The 21,313-nt window shown below is 51.0% G+C and carries 18 protein-coding genes; 12 read left to right on the top strand and 6 right to left on the bottom strand.

Features of this window, described 5'->3' with window-relative positions:
- Positions 1–1,323 carry a phenylacetate--CoA ligase family protein gene (locus tag MJO52_RS18655; RefSeq protein WP_252083460.1) on the top strand — a complete coding sequence of 441 codons (1,323 nt, stop codon included), beginning with the start codon at positions 1–3 and terminating at the stop codon, positions 1,321–1,323.
- A 185-nt stretch (positions 1,324–1,508) separates the two neighbouring features.
- Positions 1,509–2,333: an alpha/beta hydrolase gene (locus MJO52_RS18650; protein ID WP_353505446.1), complete on the top strand. Its 825-nt coding sequence runs from the start codon at positions 1,509–1,511 to the stop codon at positions 2,331–2,333.
- A gap of 65 nt (positions 2,334–2,398) precedes the next feature.
- Here MJO52_RS18650 and MJO52_RS18645 read toward each other — a convergent pair whose 3' ends face one another.
- The 3 genes from MJO52_RS18645 to MJO52_RS18635 all read right to left on the bottom strand — a co-directional run bounded on the left by MJO52_RS18645 (position 2,399) and on the right by MJO52_RS18635 (position 6,920).
- Positions 2,399–3,274, bottom strand: a complete 876-nt coding sequence (locus MJO52_RS18645; RefSeq protein ID WP_252083459.1) for a polyphosphate kinase 2 family protein — start codon at positions 3,272–3,274, stop codon at positions 2,399–2,401.
- A 49-nt stretch (positions 3,275–3,323) separates the two neighbouring features.
- Complete coding sequence (locus MJO52_RS18640) at positions 3,324–5,861, bottom strand: plasma-membrane proton-efflux P-type ATPase (RefSeq protein WP_252083458.1); 2,538 nt, start codon at positions 5,859–5,861, stop codon at positions 3,324–3,326.
- Between the two features lie 177 nt (positions 5,862–6,038).
- On the bottom strand, positions 6,039–6,920 hold the full coding sequence (locus tag MJO52_RS18635; RefSeq protein ID WP_252083457.1) for a LysR family transcriptional regulator: 882 nt from the start codon (positions 6,918–6,920) through the stop codon (positions 6,039–6,041).
- Between the two features lie 87 nt (positions 6,921–7,007).
- Between MJO52_RS18635 and MJO52_RS18630 the strand changes: the two genes are divergently transcribed.
- Positions 7,008–7,595 (top strand): FMN-dependent NADH-azoreductase, encoded by a 588-nt coding sequence (locus MJO52_RS18630; RefSeq protein ID WP_252083456.1) that lies wholly within the window; start codon positions 7,008–7,010, stop codon positions 7,593–7,595.
- A gap of 216 nt (positions 7,596–7,811) precedes the next feature.
- On the opposite strand, the gene MJO52_RS18625 is transcribed toward MJO52_RS18630, so the two are convergent.
- A complete protein-coding gene (locus MJO52_RS18625) occupies positions 7,812–9,449 on the bottom strand; it encodes an alpha-amylase family glycosyl hydrolase (protein WP_252083455.1) in 1,638 nt (545 codons plus the stop codon).
- 234 nt (positions 9,450–9,683) lie between these two features.
- The gene (gene malT / locus MJO52_RS18620) at positions 9,684–12,398 is read right to left on the bottom strand and encodes an HTH-type transcriptional regulator MalT (RefSeq protein ID WP_252083454.1); all 2,715 of its coding nucleotides are present in this window, start codon (positions 12,396–12,398) and stop codon (positions 9,684–9,686) included.
- Between the two features lie 493 nt (positions 12,399–12,891).
- On the opposite strand from malT, the gene MJO52_RS18615 reads away from it, so the two are divergent.
- The 9 genes from MJO52_RS18615 (at position 12,892) to MJO52_RS18575 (ending at position 19,712) form a co-directional block, all read left to right on the top strand.
- The gene (locus MJO52_RS18615; protein ID WP_252083453.1) at positions 12,892–13,785 is read left to right on the top strand and encodes a hypothetical protein; all 894 of its coding nucleotides are present in this window, start codon (positions 12,892–12,894) and stop codon (positions 13,783–13,785) included.
- A 43-nt stretch (positions 13,786–13,828) separates the two neighbouring features.
- On the top strand, positions 13,829–14,479 hold the full coding sequence (locus MJO52_RS18610; RefSeq protein WP_286036991.1) for an MBL fold metallo-hydrolase: 651 nt from the start codon (positions 13,829–13,831) through the stop codon (positions 14,477–14,479).
- A 44-nt stretch (positions 14,480–14,523) separates the two neighbouring features.
- On the top strand, positions 14,524–15,135 hold the full coding sequence (locus tag MJO52_RS18605) for a DUF2799 domain-containing protein (protein ID WP_252083452.1): 612 nt from the start codon (positions 14,524–14,526) through the stop codon (positions 15,133–15,135).
- Positions 15,136–15,212: 77 nt separating this feature from the next.
- On the top strand, positions 15,213–15,644 hold the full coding sequence (locus MJO52_RS18600) for a hotdog fold thioesterase (RefSeq protein ID WP_252083451.1): 432 nt from the start codon (positions 15,213–15,215) through the stop codon (positions 15,642–15,644).
- 30 nt (positions 15,645–15,674) lie between these two features.
- Positions 15,675–16,382, top strand: coding sequence for a M48 family metallopeptidase (locus MJO52_RS18595; RefSeq protein WP_252083450.1), 708 nt, complete (start codon positions 15,675–15,677; stop codon positions 16,380–16,382).
- A 55-nt stretch (positions 16,383–16,437) separates the two neighbouring features.
- Positions 16,438–17,802: a 23S rRNA (uracil(1939)-C(5))-methyltransferase RlmD gene (gene rlmD / locus MJO52_RS18590; RefSeq protein WP_252083449.1), complete on the top strand. Its 1,365-nt coding sequence runs from the start codon at positions 16,438–16,440 to the stop codon at positions 17,800–17,802.
- Positions 17,803–17,874: 72 nt separating this feature from the next.
- The gene (locus tag MJO52_RS18585; RefSeq protein ID WP_435583626.1) at positions 17,875–18,330 is read left to right on the top strand and encodes a DUF2750 domain-containing protein; all 456 of its coding nucleotides are present in this window, start codon (positions 17,875–17,877) and stop codon (positions 18,328–18,330) included.
- Between the two features lie 54 nt (positions 18,331–18,384).
- Entirely contained in the window at positions 18,385–18,768 is a 384-nt protein-coding gene (locus tag MJO52_RS18580; protein ID WP_252083448.1) for a VOC family protein, read from the top strand.
- 14 nt (positions 18,769–18,782) lie between these two features.
- On the top strand, positions 18,783–19,712 hold the full coding sequence (locus tag MJO52_RS18575) for an SDR family oxidoreductase (protein ID WP_252083447.1): 930 nt from the start codon (positions 18,783–18,785) through the stop codon (positions 19,710–19,712).
- A 105-nt stretch (positions 19,713–19,817) separates the two neighbouring features.
- Here MJO52_RS18575 and mnmH read toward each other — a convergent pair whose 3' ends face one another.
- Positions 19,818–20,906, bottom strand: a complete 1,089-nt coding sequence (gene mnmH / locus MJO52_RS18570) for a tRNA 2-selenouridine(34) synthase MnmH (protein WP_252083446.1) — start codon at positions 20,904–20,906, stop codon at positions 19,818–19,820.
- Positions 20,907–21,313 lie beyond the last annotated feature (407 nt).

The raw sequence follows: 21,313 nt of genomic DNA, 5'->3' as shown, positions 1-21,313 counted from the left end.
ATGAATTATTATGAGCTGCGAGCTGAGTTTTTAGATGTCAATAGTCAGCCTGAAATTGAAAGGCAGAGTTTAAAAGATGAACAGGTGAGGCGATTATTGCGAGAATCCTTTGAAAAATCTGATTATTATCGCAAGCTAATTATAAATAATAACATTGACATAGAGGAAATAAGAAGTTGTGAAGATTTATATAAGCTACCGATTATAAGTTCGGAAGTATTTTCAACTTCTATGTCAGAAGTTAGTATGAATTATGACAATATTGTTCGCTATTGTCATACTTCAGGCAGTACCGGTGCACCCAAGCGCGTGCCTTATACACGTAAAGATATTGAGCTGGCAATAATTTCTCAGGCTCGAAGCTATTTGCTTGCAGGTGTAGAACCATTCGAAAAGTGTTTATGTGCAATGACTTATGGTCCCTGGCCTAGTGGGATGATCTGTCATGCTGCCAGTGAAATTTTTGGTCTCACTATTCCAGCAGATTCTTTTCTAGGAATTGATCATCAGCTACAGAGTCTACAAAAAGATAAGCTGAATTATATGGTTTGCTTACCTTCATTGTTACCAAGGCTAGAGCGTTACTGTCTGGAAAAAAATATATCGCCCGCGTCTTTGAGTGTTAGGAAAATATTCGTAGTGGGTGAATTGTTTTCAGAGACTTTTCGGAGTCACTATGAGGGGGTATTCAACGCCAAGTTAATTAACATGTATGCAAATACGGAATTTGGGCTAATAGCGAGTGAATGCCAATATCATAACTTACATGTCTGGGAAGATTTTTTTCATGTAGAGGTTATTGATCCAGATACTGGCAAGTTATGTGAAGATGGCGTTACAGGGGAATTAGTAATAACAGCGCTGAAACGTGAAGCTCTTCCTTTGATTCGTTATAACACACACGATTTGGCTGAAATGTATAAGGAGCCATGTGAGTGTGGCCAAACTGGAGCCTATTTGGGCCCCATCAGAGGGCGTCGCGATAATATGTTCACAATCAATGGGGGAAATATATATCCAATTGTGTTGGAAAATATTGTTACAGCCATTCCTGGACTCAGCTCCTTTTACCATTGCATTATTGATAAGATTGATGGGCACGATCAATTATCATTTAAAATTGAAGCTAAAGATAATGTTGATGATCAGGAGAAAGAGTATTTGGCGGGTGAGTTTTATAGAGAGTTGACTAGTTTTGATCTAACGCTTCGTATGATATTCCTTGGGCTTGAGTCTGCTTCAAGACTAAATATAGATATCCTGCAGCCTGGTATAATTAGTCAGAAATCAGGGAAGATTAAAAAAATCATAGATAGAAGATGATTTATGCATCATCAATAGCTTTTCAGTTTGTTGTTTTTGTGGTTAAGTGTTCCCCCGTATAGATGTAGTATATCGAGTAAGGTTGAGGCTGGTTTAAAGTTAAAAATTGTTGGTTTGATAGGTGTGTATTTGGGTAAGCCTTACTTTTTTATTAATAAAAATTAAATTTCATATGGGGTGAGCTCATGCTCAGGTGTTGGATTTTTACGTATTTATTTTTGATGTCCTCTTTCTCTTTGGGGGTAGAGGTTGACAAGTCACCCTTGATAGTTGGCGATTCGATAAGCTTTTCATCCGCAATCTTAGATGAAAAGCGCACGTTGAATGTTTACCTACCAGCGAGTTATCAACGCGATACTAAAAGAAGTTACCCGGTAATCTATCTTTTAGATGGTTCTATGAATGAAGATTTTGTTCATATAGCTGGTTTGTTGCAATTTGGGTCCTTTTCCTGGATTAATATGCTACCGGAATCGATTCTTGTTGGAGTCGTAAATGTAGACAGGAAACGGGATTTTACATTCCCCTCGGCTAAGAAGCTGGATAGGCAAGAGTTTCCAACCTCTGGTGGTTCGGATAATTTTATAGGTTTTCTTGATGGAGAAGTTCAGCCTCTAATTGAAAATAATTATCGTGTAAACGGGGATTCTACTTTGATTGGCCAGTCCCTTGGGGGGCTTTTGGCTACAGAAATTCTATTTAAACGTGCAGATCTCTTCGATAATTACATCATTATTAGTCCAAGCTTGTGGTGGAGCGGAGAGTCTCTTTTGAAGAAAGTTCCTAAAGATTGCTGTGATGATAAGTCGGTCTATGTAGGTGTGGGGAAAGAAGGGGAGGTCATGGAACGGCTGGCAAGAACTTTATTCAATAAGTTAGATAATAATAAAAATAATATACACTTCGGTTATTTTGAACAGCTGGATCATGGCGATACGCTGCATCTTGCTGTATATGATGCATTTGATAAAATTTTTAATACTAAATATTTAGGTGATAAAAAGGATTAATTGGGTGCAAGTAGGCAGTAGTATTATGTCCTGATTTGTTGATCAAGTGGTTCTGTATTTTAAGATCATTTGTTTTTTGAAGGGAGGGTATTTATTAGCCCTTCCTGTAGTTCCTTTTTGTCCAGCTGGTGATATTTCCTCTTGATTTCATTGATGTCCACGCTGGGCTTGGGAAAAGTCATTTTTAAGGACTCCATTGCATCTGCCACTATGGAGGCAATCGCAAGATTCCTAAACCATTTGTGGTTTGCGGGAATGACAAACCATGGAGCATGAGAGTAGCTGCATTTTTTTAGGATATCCTCAAAAGCCTGGGTGTAGGCATCCCAGTAGCTTGCCTCTGTATAATCGCTCTCGCTGATTTTCCAGTGTTTGCTTGGGTCATCAATACGCTGTTTAAAGCGTTTCAGTTGTTCATCTGCATCAATATGCAGGAAAAATTTTAATACTAGGGTGTTGTGGTCGGCTAATAATTGTTCGAAGTGGTTGATATGATCGTAGCGCTTGGACCAGATGCTCTCTGGTACCATATTATGCACCCGTTGAATTAATACATCTTCATAGTGGGATCGGTTAAAAATCGCCACATGTCCCTGTGCAGGGGTGACTTTGTGACACCTCCACAGGAAATCATGGGCGGCTTCTTCTTTAGATGGCTGCTTGAAGCTGGTTACTGTACAGCCTTGGGGATTCATTGCTCCAAGCACATGATTAATAGTGCCATCTTTACCGGAGGCATCCCGACCCTGCAGGCAGATCAATAGGGAGCGCTTGTGCTCGGCATACATAAGATATTGCTGTGCGCGAATTCTTTCATCCAATTTATCAATGACAGGCTGGGCCTCTTCGCGATTTTTATAGCAATCTTTAAAACTGGCATCGATCTTATCTAACTGTACCTTGCTGCCGGATTTTACCTGGAATGCCTCGAAGCAATTCATAGTTTTATTTCTTCATGGTAAGTTAAATGATTTGTCCATGCAGGTTGGATTAAATATCCTGCAGACGTTGATAGAGTAGCTTCTTCACCAGATCCAGAATAAACATCCACAAAATCATATAGAGCCAAACGAGCCCGATAATACGCCAGGGAATAGCAGGTACCAGCCAACCAAATCCACACATCAAAACCGTGAGCGCCTGAGTACCAACAATAGCGATAAATAACTTCATTGCGGGCAGTGGCTTTGCGAAGAAGGCAGAGCGAGATCGCACGACAAAAAGTAGTAAATGGCCGCCGGCAACAATTTGTAAAAAAATAATCGTTTGGATCTGAGACTTATCCAGGGGTATCCAGGATTGCCATTGACTGTTTTGTAGCCATTCCATACCAATCAAAAGCAGCCCCATGGTTTGTGCGATAGAAAAAATGCCGATAATGGTTGAACCCAATAATAAATCGCGCATTTCCCAATGCACCGGCTCTTTCGGCAGCAGGGTGTTGTCGTAGGCAATAGTCATAATGGGAATATCGTCAAGCAGTGCCACTAATACGATCATGACTGGGGTGAGGGGAGAAAAACCGAAGAGGATAGTGGCAAACACCACCACCACCATAATATCCAGGGTCATGGATACCCGAAAGAGCACATAATTAATAATGCGCTCAAAGATCTTGCGTGCTTCGTCAATTGCATCCACTACAGTGGAGAGGCCCGGAGCGGTGAGAATAATCGCCGCTGCGGCACGGGCCGCATCGGTGGCGCCACTAACGGCAATTCCGCAATCAGCTTGTTTTAGGGCTGGCGCATCGTTGACACCGTCTCCGGTCATTGCCACCTGGTGCCCTCTCTCTTGTAAGGCTTTTACGATTGCGTACTTATGTTCGGGGAAAACACGGCCAAAGCCATCGGCGCGCTCAACACAATCGACCACCTGCTTGGATAAGTGGTCCATATTCTCCGAGTCTGTAAAAACATCGGCGGCGGCGTAAATATTCTGCCCAATCCCCACCTGAGCAGCGATTTCTTTGCCGATAGCGACGTCGTCGCCAGTAATCATTTTTACCTGCAGCCCATGCTCCCGGGCCCGGCTGATGGTTTGTTTGGAATCATCCCGAGGCGGATCTTCTAAAGAGAGGATGCCAAGAAAGCTCCATCTTTTCCCATCATTGGAACTCGCCACACCCAGGGAGCGTAAACCCCGTGCGGCGAGTTCCTGCACGCAGTCTGAGGCTTTCTTTTCATTATCACCACTGAGCTTGCACAATTGCATCACCGCTTGGGGCGCACCTTTGCAATAAAACAAAGAATTTCCACTGTCATCGACTACTTGGGCCTGGGCACGCTTGATTACTGGGTCGAAAGGAGTGAATTCTTTAAGCTGGTAATTATTCAGTGCTTTCTTATCTTTGAGGCCGGCAAAAATTGCCTGATCGATCGGATCACTAGAACCTTTTTCCGAGGCGAGTGCCGCGGCGAGAATTAACTGTTCCGGGCTCTTGGCGACAAATAATTTGGGGTCGTGCAGGCTTAGTTGGTTCTTGGTGAGCGTTCCGGTTTTATCGGAGCAGAGAATATCGACCCCGGCAAGCTCCTCTATAGACTCCAGTCGCGAGACTATGGCTTTTTTTCGGGATAGCGCCAGGGCACCGAGTGCGTTAGTGACAGTGATTACGGAGGGCATTGCCACGGGAATCGAGGCAATTAATAGCACCAGGACTGTGCGTAAAATATTAATAATGTCCGACCAGTGCCAGCTGGGGGCCACCACGATATCCCGATAGAGCTGGGTACCTACCAGTAACAAAGCCAGCACCAGGCACAGCACTATCAGGAAATCGCCAATATGAGTAACGGCTTTTTGCGAGTGAGAGGCGCCTTGGCCGGCACCGGCTACCAACTTTGCGGTGCGGCCAAAAAAAGTATTACGCCCGGTGCCAATTGTAACGGCGGTCATTTCGCCGCGCTTGGCGATACTACTGGAATAACCGATGTCTCCTATTTTTTTGCTGACCGGCAATGACTCACCCGTAAGTGCAGCCTGATCGATACTGATGGATTTGCCGTCGACAAAGCGCACATCTGCGGGCACCACTTGGCCGAGCTTGATTCGTACAATATCCCCGGGAACCACATCGGCGGCGTCAATGGTATGAAAACTACCATCGCGCAACACCTCCGCCTGTGGCGCCATGCTGGCCTTGAGCGCGGCCAGAGCATTGGAGGCCTTGTGCTCCTGCCAAAATCCCGCCACCGCATTGTAAAGTAGTAGCGCCATAATAATGGCGAAATCTGGCCAGTGACCGATAAGTGCCGATAGCAGGGCGGCGGCTTCGATCATCCAGGGGATGGGCCCCCAAAAAAAACGCAGAAACTTGAGTAGTGCGCTTTGTTCTTTCTCCTGGATGCTATTGGGGCCATAGCGTTGTAGACGTGTCTCGGCCTCGGCCTGGCTTAACCCCTGAGGTGAGGTGTTGAGTGCCTGGTAAATGGAGGGTAAATCGGCTTTCTGCAGGTCAACCTGGGAGCCTTTTAAGTCGGCTTTACTGGCGTTTCCGCTTTCGGATTTTGGCCCGGGTATTGGCACGGATCGACTCCGCCTGTTGAAAATAATTTCCCGTCGAATGGTCCGCCTGTTAACGACAGTTGGGGTTAAATACGGCTAATCATTATTGAATGATTGGGCGGTGTATCCATATTAATTGAACATTATAGGCTGTGATCTGATGGACACCCGTAGCTAATAATTTTCAGCTTGATCAGCTTAAAGACATCCTTTTTTAAAGGTGTCCAGGCTGAAGTCCCAAAAGGCTTTAACGCGTGCTGAATTGCGCATTTGAGGATGAGAAAGTAACCAGAAATGGCTTTGGAACTCTTTAAGCTCGAATACTTTCTTTAGTTTGTAAGGTTGCACCATTTTTTGGTCCCCTTCGGGCAAAATGGCAAAACCCAGTTTTGCATTGGCTGCACCTGCCGCCGCCATTACCGAATTACAGTAAATTACTTTGCGGCTATTCTTAAATATTTTTTCACTCCAGCGACCAATCGGCAAACTCAAGCCGCGATAACCAATAATATTCTGCTGCTTAATCTCATCCAGTGTCATTGGACCGCTAACCAAGTCTGGATGGGCAAAAATATGCCAGTTGATATCAAAGAGCTTCTTGGCAATGAGGTTATCCGGAGCGCTAGGTGATCCACGAAAGGCAATGTCCGCCTCCCTCTTCTCCAGTGATAGGTGTTCCGCCGAGTCTATGAGTTCAAATTCAACTTTGGGGTGGTGTGTGCGAAAGGCGGCACAGAGTTTTGGGATCACCTCATAAGAGTAAGAGCCGATTGAGGTAATACGGATAATGCCTTCCATTTCCAGGTTTTTAATGCCGGTATTCAAGGCAATGGCATTGATATTCTCGGCGGCTTTTCTGGCGTGTTCTAAAGCCGCATTCCCTTCGTCTGTGAGGAAATAGCCCTGCCTGTCTACCACGAAAAGCTGGCAGCCAAGATCTTTTTCCAAGGCCTGTAGACGTCTCCAGGCGGTGGAATGGTTTACCCCCAAGGCTTTGGCTGCACTCTGTAGGGAGCCGTGATCTGCCACGGCTATCAGGTATCGAAGATCGTTCCAGTCCATCATTTTGCATTTATGCAATTATAAATTGCATAAATTGATAATTTAGTTGCCAATTTGCAGAGATTATAGTCTCCGCATCATTGATGTTCACTAGCTGGAGAGACTATGAGTCACAAAATTCTTGCCGTTTATGCCTCTGCCTTAGGGGACCATTCGACTTCCAGGTCACTGGCTAAGCACTGGCTGTCACGACAGGCTGCCACTGAAGTCACCGAGTTGGATTTAAGTCTTAACCCAGTTCCGCATTTGAGCGGTGAAATGGTAAGTGCCTTCTTCACCCCTGAGGAACAGAAAAGTGCAGCCCAGAAAGAGCTAACGGAGTATTCGAACAATCTTATTGAACAGGTCAAAAATGCAGATACGGTACTGATTGCAGCACCCATGTATAACTTTGGTAGCCCATCTACTCTGAAAGCTTGGTTTGATCAATTAGCGCGGGCCGGAGTGACTTTTACGTACACAGAAAATGGGCCAGAGGGTTTGATTAGAGATACCAAAGTGGTCTTGGTCACGACATCTGGGGGTTTCTATAAAGATTCTGTTATTGATTTTCATGAGCCCTACATCAAGCATTTTCTCTCATTTATTGGCATTGACGATGTCACGGTCATTTATGCCGAAGGGCTGAATATGGGGGATGACCACAAAGAGAGTGCCTTAACTCAGGCTAAGGTAGCTCTGGAAGCGATCTGATCTATGAGGCGCACAGCAAAGTAAGTAGAGCAAAGTTAAAAAAGCCGGCTTTGGGCCGGCGGAGAAGCAGACGTCGAAAGGATAAATGACGTTGCAGAGAGACAGAAAAACCAACTTATAGCCCAGGGAGAGATGCTGCAGTTTTTCTGAAATTGGCAGCCGGTGGTTGTTGCCACCAGCTGGTAAAATTTTTTGACGGGCTGTTAAAGCCTGAAATTAATTACTGTTTCGCAATACACCGGCGCCAGCGGCGGGCAAAACCAGCGTGTTTTCTCTCAGCTCCATTGCAAACAGGCCTGGAGTAATATCCTCGGCCCCAAAAAACTCTTGTGGCAGAGCGTAGCTTTCCTCAGTGGTGCCTAGATTCAGGGCGACCAGGTATACTTCCTTATCTGCGCGGCGCACGAACACCAATAAATCATTGCCGGTATCGAGAACTTCCTGTTGTGCGGTTGCCAGACTTTGGGGCAGTTGCCGGTGCCATTCGATCAATGCACGGAACTGGTTGAGCATGGAGTGCTGGCTGTCTTGCTGCAGATTCACGGCTAAGTTCCGGTGACTCTGGGAAATCGGTAACCAGGGTTTCCCGCTGGTGAAGCCGGCTTGATCAGCGCTATCGGTCCAGGGCATAGGCGTGCGGCAGCCATCGCGACCTTTGAACTCGGGCCAAAGGTTAATACCGTAGGGGTCCACCAAATCCTCAAAGGCGATATCCGCTTCCGCCAGACCCAGTTCTTCTCCCTGATATAGGCATACGCTACCGCGCAGTACAAGTTGCATCAGTAGGAACAGGGGCGCGCGCTTTTGCGCTAGCTCCAGACTAAGGCCGTGGTTCCAGCGGGTGATAGAGCGCGGCACATCGTGATTGCTAATGGACCAGCAGGGCCATCCTTTTTCAATTACCGCGCGGTTCTTTTCCAGGGTTTCGCGCAGGAATTGCGCGCTGCAATCCTCGGTTAATAAATCGAAGGAATAGGCCATATGTAGGCGCTGCTCCGTGGTGTAGTCCGCCATGATCTTATGGGTATTATCGTCACCCACTTCGCCCACGGTAACGGTACCCGGGTATTGATCCATCAGCTGGCGCACACGCTGTAAAAACACCAGGTTTTCTGGCTGGGATTTGTCGTTCTTGTGCCATTGGTAATCGTAGTGATTGACCGGCGGCAGTCCTTTCTTATCCAGCTTAAGCGGGCGGGGAGGATTATCGCTGAGGGCCTGTTGGTGGAAGATAAAATTCACCGCATCCAGGCGGAAACCATCCACACCGCGATCCAGCCAGAATTTCATATCCGCCAGCAACTGCGCCTGCACCTCGGGGTTGTGCACATTGAGATCCGGTTGCTCTTTGAGGAAGTTGGCCAGGTAGTATTGGCGGCGGCGGGTACACCAACGCCAGGAGCCACCACCGAAAACAGATACCCAGTTATTGGGCGGGTTGCCATCGGCCTTAGGGTCCTGCCACACATACCAGTCGGCTTTGGGGTTGTCGCGGCTGCAGCGGCTCTCCTCGAACCAGGGGTGCTGATCTGAGGTGTGGCTCAGAATCTGATCGATAATAACTTTCAGGCCGCGGGCATGGGCGGCCTCAATTAAGCAGTCGAAATCCTGCAGATTGCCGAAAATCGGGTCCACATCGCGGTAGTCCGCCACGTCATACCCAAAATCTACCATGGGGGATTTAAAGAAGGGGGATATCCAAATAGCGTCCACACCGAGGGATTTCACGTAATCCAGCTTCTGGGTGATACCTGGCAGGTCGCCGATACCATCGCCGTTGGCGTCGCAGAAACTGCGGGGGTAAATCTGGTAAATAACGCTGTTGCGCCACCACTCGGTGCTGTTGCCGTTCATGGATTACTGCCTTGTCTCATTATTCGAAGGGTGGGGCGGGCCCACTCAGGAAAGGATAGGGTGAGTATGGCGAAGGGCGGAGCCGCGTTCCTCCTCCCCATAGAGGGGGGGAGGGGCTGACCGGGGGGATTTAGAGCGGGAGTAACAAGTTTCGGTAACTGTTTAAATAGAGATGTAGAGAAATCCTGTGGTGGAGCTTTGCGCACATCCCTGTGCCCCGACTCGCAGTTACTCCTATGGGCGGTCCTGCACCGAGCGCAGCATTTGTTCGGCCAGGGTAATCGCTTCCTGGCGGTCTTTGACATCCAGCTTTTGGTAGAGGCTGCGGATGTGGGTTTTGATGGTACTCGGCGCCACTTTGAAATGTCTGGCGATACGCTCGTTCGAAAGGCCTGAATGAATAGCGTTTAAAACCTGCCACTCCCTTGGAGTGAGTGGAGAGTGACGCAGAAAATCCGGTACCGCGTCGCTGGCGAGAATCTCGCGAATAATAGTGTCGTCTAGCTCAATACGAATGCCACCGTCCAACTCAGGTTGCTGCTGGGCGAGTTTAATCAGTACTTGGGCCTTGTCGGTGGGTGCCTCATCCAAGCCCCGTTCCAGCGCAGCCTTGAGAATCACAATCAGGGGTTTGCCAATTTGTAGAAAGCTGGCGCGAAATCCTCTGCCTGCGGCCAGCAGTAGCGCCTCGCTAATGGCTTCCACGGCTTCACCGTGCTGTTCGCGCAGCCACAACAGGTGGGACTCCAGCACACGGTTGCGCAGGCGATCGGTGACTAAATGACACTCTTCAGCGACCTGTTGCAGGCGGCTGAGCAGGCGATTGGCGTCGGACCAGCGGTGCAGTTCAATCAGTGCGCGCACATGGTTGCGGCCGTGACACTGTTCAAAGTGATTACTGGGCCTGTCTGCAACTGGCGCAGCTTGCTCCAGCCAGCTGGCAATGGCTTGTTGGTTGTCCAGGGCGCGCCAGGTGCGAATACGTGCAGCATCGGCATTGGCAACCCAATCGCGGTGATAGCGCCCATCTGAGAGTAAGCGGTCGATGCGGGCCAGCCACTCCAGCGACTCCTCTTTTTCTCCGCGCGCCTGGGCGAGTTTCAGGAGCAGCGTGTATTCCGGCAGTAGCCAGTGTTCACCCACTTTGCGGTTGATCTGCATTCCCCGCCGGGCCGAGTGCTCGGCGCTCTCCAAATCCCCCTTTTCCCACTGCAGCTGTCCGAGCAGGCGGCAGACAAACTCAGCGATGGGCAGGGTGGAGAGGTGGTGTTTCTGCACCAGGTTGGACACCTTTTTCTGCAGTGAGGCAGATTTTTGTAGAAGCCCCTGGGCGAAGGCGATCTCACTCTGTTGGCAGATGGCCCAGGCGGCGCTGGGAATATCTCCCTCGGCGATAGCCAGGGCCTCCACCTCCAACATATGGGTCGCGGCGGGCTCTAATGCGCCCAGGCAAAAACTGGTCTCACCGGTGACAAGCAGTGCCGAAATCCGCTCGCCTAGTTGGTTGGGTTGTAATAGCCCCAGGGCCTCTTCGGCATACTCTTTGGCCTGCAGGGTCTGGCCGCGGGCGATGGCCACTTGGGCGCGCATGGTGGCGAAGGCCCCTTCAAACTGACGCCATTGCTGTGGGTCCTGCCGCTGCAGCCAGCTCTCGGCGGTGGCGAGCATTTTCTCGCACTGGTCGTATTCAAAATTCTCCCGCGCCATTTTTGCCGAGAGCAGGGTGAAGCGCGCACTCTGCTGCAACGCCTCACTGCCGAGCCATTCCAGGCAATCACGCAACAAGCGCGACTGCCCGCCGCGCAGCAGTATTTCTCCCTGGCTATCGAGCAGCTGACACAGGCGCTCGCGGTCACTGCCGGCGAGGGCATGGCGCAGGGCTTCCAATGGCTGTTCCATTTCCTGCCAGGAATCACAAGCGAGAGCGTGCAGGTGCAACAGCTGCTCTCGATTGGTGAGCTGGCGCTGCAGGAAGCGGGCGAAGACTGGGTGGAAGCGGAACCACTGGCGGCTGGAGTCCTGAGCCTGCAGGAAGAGTCCGCGTCGCGCCGCCTCTTCCAGCAGTTTTTGGCCATCGTTGCGGCCACTCAGGCGTTCCGCCAGCTGGGCATTGACACGGGTGAGGATCGAAGTGCGAGCGAGTAACTCGCGCAGCTCTGGCTCCAGCCTTTCCAGCACTTCTTCGGCCAGATAGTCGAGGATATGGCTGTGGCCCTGCTCCAGTTCCGTCAGGTAGCGGTCTACTTCTTGGCGATCGCGCACCGACAGGGCGAACAGTTGTACCGCCGGTGGCCAGCCCTCGCTCAGGTGGTGCAGTTGAGCGGCGCGGTCGCCATCGAGATTAAATGGCAAGCGCTGCTTCAGCAGACGTGCGATCTCTTCGGTATTCAGGGCCAGTTGATCGCTGCCCAGCTCTAATAGGCGGCCTTGTACGCGCAGGGTGGCCAGTCCCAGGGGCGGCTGGCTGCGGCTGGTGAGAAGGACCCCGACGCCTGGTGGTGCGTGGCGCAACAGGAAGCGAGTGACGCTGTGCACCGCCTGGTTGTCGATATGGTGGTAGTCGTCGAGCACTATGCGCAGTTCGCTGGGCAAGCTGCGCAGTTCACCCAGCAGATGACTGATGACAGTTGTTGGATCCGGACTTTGTGGCGCCGCCAATAAGCGACAGGTTTGCGGTACGCCTTTGCCGGTAGCGCGATGCACGCTTTCTACCAGATAACGACAAAACTGGCTCGGTTCATTGTCGCTGGCATCAAGGGTATACCAGGCCATTGGATTTTCCTGCGCCGAGGCCCAGGAAGTGACCAGCGTGGTTTTACCGTAGCCCGCCGGTGCCGTCACAAGCAGCAGCTGGTCGCTGTCGCTGTCGTCGAGCAGTGCCAGTAAGCGCGGGCGCACCAGGGTATGCTCGGAGCAGTCCGGCAGGCTGTATTTGGAAGTTAAAAGCATCGCTGCGGGCAGGATTGTTTTAAATGTCTGATTTTTATACAGAGGTATTATGCACTAGCGGAGCGCTTTTGTGACAGATTTGCGCTGAGGATAGGACGACTTGCTGGATTCTCTTTGGCTAATACTAGAAGTGGCTTTGCTTATGACGGTATATTGATTGGCGGATCCAATCAGTCTTACCGATCCAGCCCAAAGAGACAAAACAATCAGAAAGAGACCCTGCGGCCAGTTTTTGGCTTGCGGTGTCCGGTGTCCGGTGTCAGGAACACATCCCTGTGTTCACCGAGACCGGCGTAGAGCTACCCGACAGCGTTATCTGCTTTCCCGGCTGACATTCATTGTCGTAATACACCAACGTTTGTACGCAGTGGGGGATTCTTGGATCACTGGATTATGAAAAAACAGAGTTATTTCCGAAAAAAATTTGGTGAATAACTGATGCCGTCAGGGAAGTAGGTGCGGCTTCGACAACAATAATAAAAAAGAGGGAGTTATGGCCGATATTGTGGTTTTGGCAGCGCCGGCTGTGGATGCCGCACACAGGAACTGTGTAAAGCACTTGTTTTCCATGCTCAGGGAAACCCTGGATGACGACTGGGCGCGCCTTCATTGCGATACTTTTCCTACTGTGGAAGCACTGCCAGGTAATACCCAGCGAGTATTTGAAGATATGCGCAAGTGCGAGGTGGATAGTCTGCGCGCGCGCAAATTCCTGCTCAACACCCTGGCTGAGAACTCGGCGCAATTGGGGGATATCCATAGCCGTAGTGGTCTCTACGAGAGGACCCAGACAGCCATTTATCAAACTCTACAAAAGGCTGCAGCCGCCGCTGGCGATTGCGCTCCGGTGTTGCTTATCAGTCATTCGGCCAGCTGTATTAGCTTGTCCAACTATTTGTGGGATGCCCAGCGGCCCAGCGTTAACCACGGTGTCTGGCGCGATGGCGGGCCAGCCGAGGTGCGCAAGGGCTCCGCGCGGGAGCGCTTTTTGCGCCTGAAAACGCTCAGCCATTGGTATACCCTCGGGGCCGGCACGCCGCTGTGGTTTGGGGCCAAGCAGCGCGATCAGATCCAGGCGGTGGCTACGGCCTCCCGCGGGTATCAATTCCGCTGGAAAAATTTCTATCATCCGAATGATCTGCTCGGCTGGCCTCTTAAGCCTCTCAGCCCCAGTTACAACCAAGCGGTATTTCGGGATTACGCGACAAGGCCACTGTCCGATCCAGATAATGCCCTGGCCGGTCCACAGCTACTGCCACCGGAGGATTACTGGCGCAATGAATTGGTGTGGGAGCAGCTCAGCAAGGACCTGAGCACTCTTCTGCAAAACACCAAGCCGAAGGCAGACGCATCCGCACAGCGATCTCGGCGGGCAGTCGCGGTATAATCGCGGCACTAGCTACTACTCCCGAATAAGGATGGGTTTTACCATGTCGCTGCAATTTCACTCGGTCCCGGTCACTCCTTTTCAGCAGAATTGCACCTTGCTCTGGTGCGAAGATAGCAAGCGTGCCGCAGTGGTGGATCCGGGTGGCGACCTGGACAAAATTCTGGTGGCGGCGCAAGAGCGCGGGCTCAAACTTGAGAAAATCCTACTTACCCACGGTCACCTGGATCACGTGGGTGGCACTGCGGCGCTCTCTAAACAATTGCAGTTGCCGATTGAGGGACCCCACGAGGGCGATGGTTTCTGGATCGAGCAGCTGCCGGTGCAGGCGCAGATGTTCGGTTTTCCCTCAGTGGAGGTGTTCACCCCGGATCGCTGGTTGCAGCAGGGCGATACCGTGACTGTCGGCGACCAGGAGTTGGAGGTGCATCACTGCCCTGGCCATACCCCGGGACATGTGATCTTTTTCCATCGTCCGAGCAAGTTGGCACTGGTGGGCGATGTGCTGTTTGCTGGTTCTATTGGCCGCACCGATTTCCCCCAGGGGGATCACGACACTTTGATTCGTTCGATCACCGAACGCCTGTGGCCACTGGGTGACGATGTACGCTTTGTCCCGGGTCACGGTCCTATGTCCACTTTTGGTCAGGAGCGTCAGACCAATCCGTTCGTCGCCGATAAACGTTTCGGCTGATAGGTGGTACCGGCAAAACAATAATCTATCGGAAGCCCTTTCCCATGCCTGTAAAGCTAAGTGTTTTCCTGTTGATTCTGGCTACTGCTATTAGTGGTTGCGCTGTTATTTCCGAGGCGGATTGCCGCAGTGGGCTCTGGTATGAGCGCGGCCTACATGACGGCGCCCGCGGGCGCTCCCAGGCGCTGGTGTACGATATCGCCAAGGAATGCCAAAGTTACGAAATCTATGTGGACAGCGAGGCCTGGCTCCGGGGCCACGAAGAGGGCGTGGAACAATTTTGTACTGCTGAAAATGGCTACGCTCAGGGACGTCAGGGGCGAAAATATGAGGGCGTATGCACTGGGCCCACCGCAGATATTTTTTTGCAGAATTACCAGCGTGGCCTGGCCGACTATCGCGTAGCGCAGCAGTATCGCGATTTATTGTGGCGCCGGGATAATTTAGAACGTGAGCTTTACTCCCTACATCGCGCCCTTAGGCACAGTGATAGCGACAACCAGAGGCGTGCGCTTTACTTCCAGCACAGCCGACTCGAATGGGAGTTGCGCATGTTGGATTTAGAACTGCACCGCTATGGCCTTTTCGGCCCAGACTATTTCACGCCGGGTTTTTATCCGCGCAGCTTTTTTTCATCCGGTTTTTTTTACTGGTGAATTTAGTGGGCTGATATGGCAAGTCAATTCAGTCATTTCCCCCGACCCCAGTTTGGATTTTCAAGAGAGTTATTCCCATGGCAATTTGGCACGTTACTCCCACCCTGGAAGAGATTAACCGGGGCACCGCCCAGTGTATGCCCGGGTATCTGGGCCTGGAGATTACCGCAATCGGTGAGGATTACCTGGAGGGCAAGTTGCCGGTGGATCATCGCACTCGCCAGCCGTTCGGTATTCTACATGGCGGTGCCAATGTGGTGTTGGCGGAAACCCTGGGATCTATCGGTGCCAATCTGCTGGTGGATAACAGTAAGTTTTACTGCGTTGGCCAGGAGATTAATGCCAATCATCTGCGTCCTGTGCCGGAGGGTGAAGTTACTGGCCGGGCCAAGCCGGTACATATCGGGCGCACTAGCCAGGTGTGGGAAATTCTGATTTACGCCCCCAATGGCAAACTGAGTTGTATCTCCCGAATTACCATGGCAGTTGTGGCTCATGCCGTTGGGTAAACTTTACCGGGTTTTATTGAGGCGGTTTTTATGAGTGAAGTGCGGGAATATTTTTTTGAAGATCTTCCCTACCGCCTGGTGCGTTCGGCAAGGCGCAAGCGCCTGGGTTTGGTATTGGCTCAATCCGGCGTGGAAGTACGTATTCCTCAGCGCTGCGCTGCCCGCCACGGCCATCAGTTTTTGCAGGAAAATATCCAGTGGGTACGCGCCCAATTGCTCGCTGCCAACCAGCGTGCGGCACAAGTGCCACAATATCGTTTTGAGTTTGGTGAGCACTTTCCTTGGCTGGGTAAAATGCGCCCCTTGGAGCGCGCGTCTAATCGGGGTGGTGCCGCAATCACCGAAGAGGCCATTCATCTCTATACCTTATCGCCAACCCCCACAGCGCAGCAATTACAGGGGGCCCTACAGCGCCTCTACCAGCGCGAGGCGTTGGCCCTATTAACAGAAAAGTCCCAGTGCTTGGCCGAACAACTGGACTTGCAGTTTTCCACACTGCGAATTCGCCGCACCAAGAGTAAGTGGGGGCACTGCAGTATTCGTGGAGACCTGCAATACAACTGGCTGGTATGCCTGGCACCGGAACCGGTGGTGGATTATCTGGTGGCCCATGAGGTCAGCCATTTGCGCCACCATAACCACGGCCGCGATTTTTGGCTGCTGGTTCAAAGTGTTTGCCCCCGCTATAAAGAGCTGCGCCGCTGGCTGCGTGATAACGGCCACCGCCTCACGGTATAGACTTTACCGACAGGTCCCATTGATTTCAGATGTTTTGAATATTCAGTAATTTCCTATGAGCAGAAAACCGCGTTTTATCACTCCGCGTAAGACGGTAAAAAAATCTTTGCCCACCCAGGCAGAAGCCTGCGTGGAAAAATTCAGCCACGATATGCGCGGTCTTGCCCGTGTGGGTAAAAAAACAGTATTTATCGATAACACCCTGCCTGGTGAAGAAGTGCGTTTTCGTTATAGCGCTCATCGGGCTCGCTTCGATGAGGGTGTTACCAGTGAGATAATTCAGGCTTCGCCACTGCGCTGTGAACCGCGCTGCCCCCATGTGTCCCTGTGCGGGGGCTGCTCCCTGCAACACCTGCAGGTCGATGCGCAAATTGTCGAAAAACAAAAAATCCTGTTGGATCAGCTGGCCCGTTTTGGTGGTATTAAACCTGAGGAAATTTTACCTCCATTGCTAGCAGAACCTTACGGTTACCGGCGCAAGGCACGTATCGGTATTCGCCTGGTGAAATCGGCAAAAGGTAAAAAACTCGTTTTTGGTTTTCGCAAAAAGCGCAGCAACGATTTGACCGATATCAATGAGTGCCATGTTTTGCACCCCTCCATCGCTCAACATATTCCCGCGCTGAAGCTACTGGTGGCGGAGAGCGAGGGGCGCGCGCACTTTTCCCAGTTGGAAGTGGCGGTCGGTGATGATATGGCGGCCTTAGTGTTACGACACCTGCAGCCTTTATCGGAAGGGGATCGACAGCGCTGGCAAGACTTCGCTAAATCATCAGGTATACACATGTATATACAACCTGGTGATGCGGCTTCGATTCAGCCTCTGTGGCCAGAGAATGGCGAGAATTCCCTCAGTTATCGTCTGCCGGAATTTGACCTGAGCCTGCACTTCCAGCCGATGGATTTCTTCCAGGTGAATTTCGAGGTCAACCGACAGATGGTGAGTCGTACTGTGCAGTTATTGGACCCGCAACCCGGCGAGAGGGTGTTGGATCTTTTCTGCGGATTGGGAAATTTCACCTTGCCATTGGCACGTCGCGCCGGGGAGGTCATCGGTATTGAAGGCCTGGGTGCTCTCACTCAAAGGGGCAAGGATAATGCCGAACTTAATGGGCTGAACAATGTGCGCTTTCACACTGCCGACCTGAACGAGGAAATGGTGAAAAAGGCCTGGGCCAGCGACGGCTTCGATAAAATTTTGCTGGACCCACCGCGCGATGGCGCCCTGCAGGCGGTGCGTGGTATTGCCCGTTTCAAGGCGCAGAAAATTGTTTACGTGTCTTGTAACCCGGCGACTCTGGCGCGGGATGCGGGAGAATTGACGCAGCTGGGTTACCGTCTTAAGCAGGCCTGTGTTATGGATATGTTTCCGCAAACAGCCCATGTGGAATCCATGGCGGTATTTGAGCTGGATTCCTAAAGCCATTTATTCAATTTTTTTCCGTCTCTGTGTGTCATTTAAAAAGTCCTGAGGAGCGGAGGTAAAGCAGTTTTGCCTGATGCCAGAGCAGTGGCCTGTGCGTTGGTGCGGGGGGCAAACTGGCGTAAACTGCTGGCAAACTTATCAAGCGAAGATGTTATGCAAAGCGAACCCTTAACTGATGATTTTGAAGAAAACTGCGCACGTTTTTTGCCAGAGGCTGCCGAACAGGGCTGCGTCTGGGCGCTGCAGGGGGAAGAGGGCTTTGCGTTGTGCGAATCCGAAAAGCGCCCACAGACTGAAGTGATGCCCTTTTGGTCCCAGCGGGAATTTGCCCAGGCACACTGTGAGGGCGATTGGGCGGAATACCAAGCGGTAGCTATCGACCTGGAAGAATTTATGGATGACTGGCTCACCGGTATGCACGAGGATGTACTGCTGGTGGGGCTGAACTGGAACAATGAGCTGGAAGGTGTGGAGCTGGAACCCATCGACCTGCTGGAGCAATTGGAGCAGGAGCTGCAATAAGCTGCGCCATAGTGCCCCACCCAGCGGATAAAAATTAAACAACGGGGTGTCTTAATGGAGCAGTTTCTCGGCCTGAGTACAGTAATTTACGGTGTAACAGATATTGCAGAGGCCCGTGCCTGGTATGCGCAGCTGCTGCAGAAAGAACCCTATTTCGATAGCGATTGCTATGTGGGTTTTCATCTCGGCCATTGTGAACTGGGCCTGAATCCGGATGCGCGCAGCGCGATCAGCCGCGCGGATGGGGTGATCGCCTACTGGGCGGTTGCGGATATGGCCGCACAGGTCGAGCGTCTTGGAGCCATGGGTGCGCGACAACACAGCGATGTGGTGGATGTTGGCGAGGGCGTACTGATGGCGAGTTTTCTCGATCCTTACGGCAATATTATTGGCCTGATTGAGCATTCCCAGGCCGTGTCGGAGGATTCGAACCAGTAAACGGAGCAGTCCCCGTGAACAAACCACCAGTTTCCAGTTTTCGAAAATCTCCTGATAGCTTTGCCGCAGAGAGCCTTGCCCAAATTGGCCGTGGCTATGTGGCGCCAGACAGAGTCGCTCTGATTACGGGATGTTCCAGTGGTATTGGTCGCGAGCTGGCCCTGGCCTTGCATCGCCGCGGTACTATTGTTATCGCTACCGCGCGACGCCCGGAAAGCCTGCAGGAACTGGCGGACCTGGGGATCGCTACCGAAGCTTTGGATGTTAATAGCCAGGCAGATATTAACCGGGTGCTACACGCTCTCAAGGCCGCTTACGGTCGCCTGGATATATTGATCAACAACGCCGGTTACGGGCAGATGGGCCCACTGATGGAGCTGGATACCCGTTCCCTGGAAAATCAATTTCGCACCAATGTATTTGCCCCACTGGCACTGGCGCGCGCTAGCGTGCCGTTAATGCGCTCGGGCAAAGGGGCTGTAATTTGTAATATCGGTTCCGTATCCGGTGTTTTGGCTACCCCTTTCTCTGGGGCCTACTGCGCTTCCAAAGTGGCCCTGCACACACTCTCGGAAGTCTTGCGCCTGGAACTAAAACCTTTTGGGATTCGCGTTATGACGGTACAGCCTGGGGCTATTGCCTCGGAGTTCGGCCGCCACGCGGAAGTATCATTGCGCGGTCTCTTGCCCCCAGATTCAATGTATAAGCGCCAGGAAGAGGTGGTACGCGCCCGAGCACAGGAATCTCAACAAAATGCCACCCTGGCCAGTTCTTTGGCACGTAAGTTAGTACGTGAACTACTACGTAAACGGCCGCGCACACTGGTGCGTATCGGCAATCGCAGCCGCCTGTTGCCCTGGCTTGCGCGCTGGTTACCGCATAAATTGCGGGACTGGATTTTATTGCGCCGTTTCAAGTTAAACCGTTTGGCGCACAAGGTATAAGAGAGGCTTAGGGCTGCCTCCCCGGTGTTTTTCATTTGAGTGATTAATTACTTTTCTGCTCGATGCATTACTGGAAATTATCCACTTAAAATTTTTACGCATTAACTAACAGTCGCGCCTGTGATTCAGCCAGTCCTTCACTTCTGAAAAACTACCGCGAAATAGGATAGGGCTGTCACGCTTTTCCATCAGGTGGTTGTAACCACCATCGTAATATTCTCGCAATAAACACATCACCAGTGGAATATAGGCCCCACTGTTTCCACTCTGTTGTAATTCTCGATTTGCATCCATAAGTTGTGCATCCAATATTTGATGGCGTAATCCACCGAGGCGCTTGCGGATTTTACTCAGGTTGTTGCGCAGTTCTTCTCCCAATGTTGCTGCGGAGGAGTTGTCAGCAGTTTTAAAGCGCGGCAGGGCCTCGCAAACATAATCTTGCACAATACGCCGGGCTCGTTGCTCCAGCGGCTCCTCCACCAGGACTCTGGGAGCGTTTTTCATGGCATTTTGTAATGTTGGGGGCAGGGCACAGCGGCCAATAAGCCGGCTTTCATCCTCGATAAAAACTGGTCCGGTAGCTTGCGACAGCTTGAGTAAATCGATACCCACTTGGTTTTCAAAATCGATTTGAGAAGGCTGATCACAACCCGTACGGCCAAAGCTGGAGCCGCGGTGCCTGGCAATCCCCTCCAGGTCGAGTGCCCGTTCTGCACCCTGAATTAACTCTGTCTTACCACTGCCGGTGTGACCGGCAATAACGATCAGCGGCAGCTCCTGGCTCAGGCCTTCCAGCTGGCTGAGCAGATAGGTGCGCATAGCCTTGTAGCCACCATTAATCAGTGGATAATCAATTCCCATATCTCGCAATAATTGCTGTGTAGTGCGCGAGCGCAGGCCGCCACGAAAACAGTAAAGGTAACCCTGAGGGTGGCGATGAATAAATGTACTCCAAGCGTTGAGCCTATGCTCTACGACTTTATCCGTGGCTAGTTGCCATCCCAAATCAATAGCAGCCTGTTGCCCCTGCTGTTTGTACTCGGTACCAATTAACTCCCGTTGTTGGTCGTCTAATAACGGGTAGTTTTCTGCATGGGGAAATGCTCCGCGCTGAAACTCCACCGGTGCTCGTACATCCATCAGCGGAATATCGTGTAGGAATAGATCACGGTAATTCGTAGTATTTTTGCGCAAGGAGGGTCTCCAATATTGCTGTGGAGAGCTTCACTCATTAATGAGGGCTGACCACTCTGAGGCTCTTATAGAGTTAATCAAAGAAACTTTGGTCGATTGTAAGGCTTTTGCTTGTTTGTACGCCAATCCACTTTAGCGGTTAACCGAATAAAATGGCTCCAGGGTATGTCACCACCAATAATTGAGGAGCTAGTAGAGCATTAGCCGCGAATACTTGTGGCTAATTAGCTGAAGGTGTATGTAACGCTTTGGGTTAATTTAGGGCAGGGCCCTTTATGCTCAATTAATAAATAAGAAGAAAAGATATGGTTAGTAATAGGGTGAGAACTTCAATAGGGAGCAGTTATTAATAATTTGGTATCCGTTATGGTTTGGATATCATAATTTTTGGTGAAATTTGACGCCAC

The organism is Microbulbifer variabilis (genome assembly GCF_023716485.1).
Classification (GTDB): Bacteria; Pseudomonadota; Gammaproteobacteria; order Pseudomonadales; family Cellvibrionaceae; genus Microbulbifer; species Microbulbifer variabilis_B.
The sequence above is the reverse complement of the archived record's forward strand: the minus strand, read 5'-3'. Positions and strand labels throughout refer to the sequence as shown.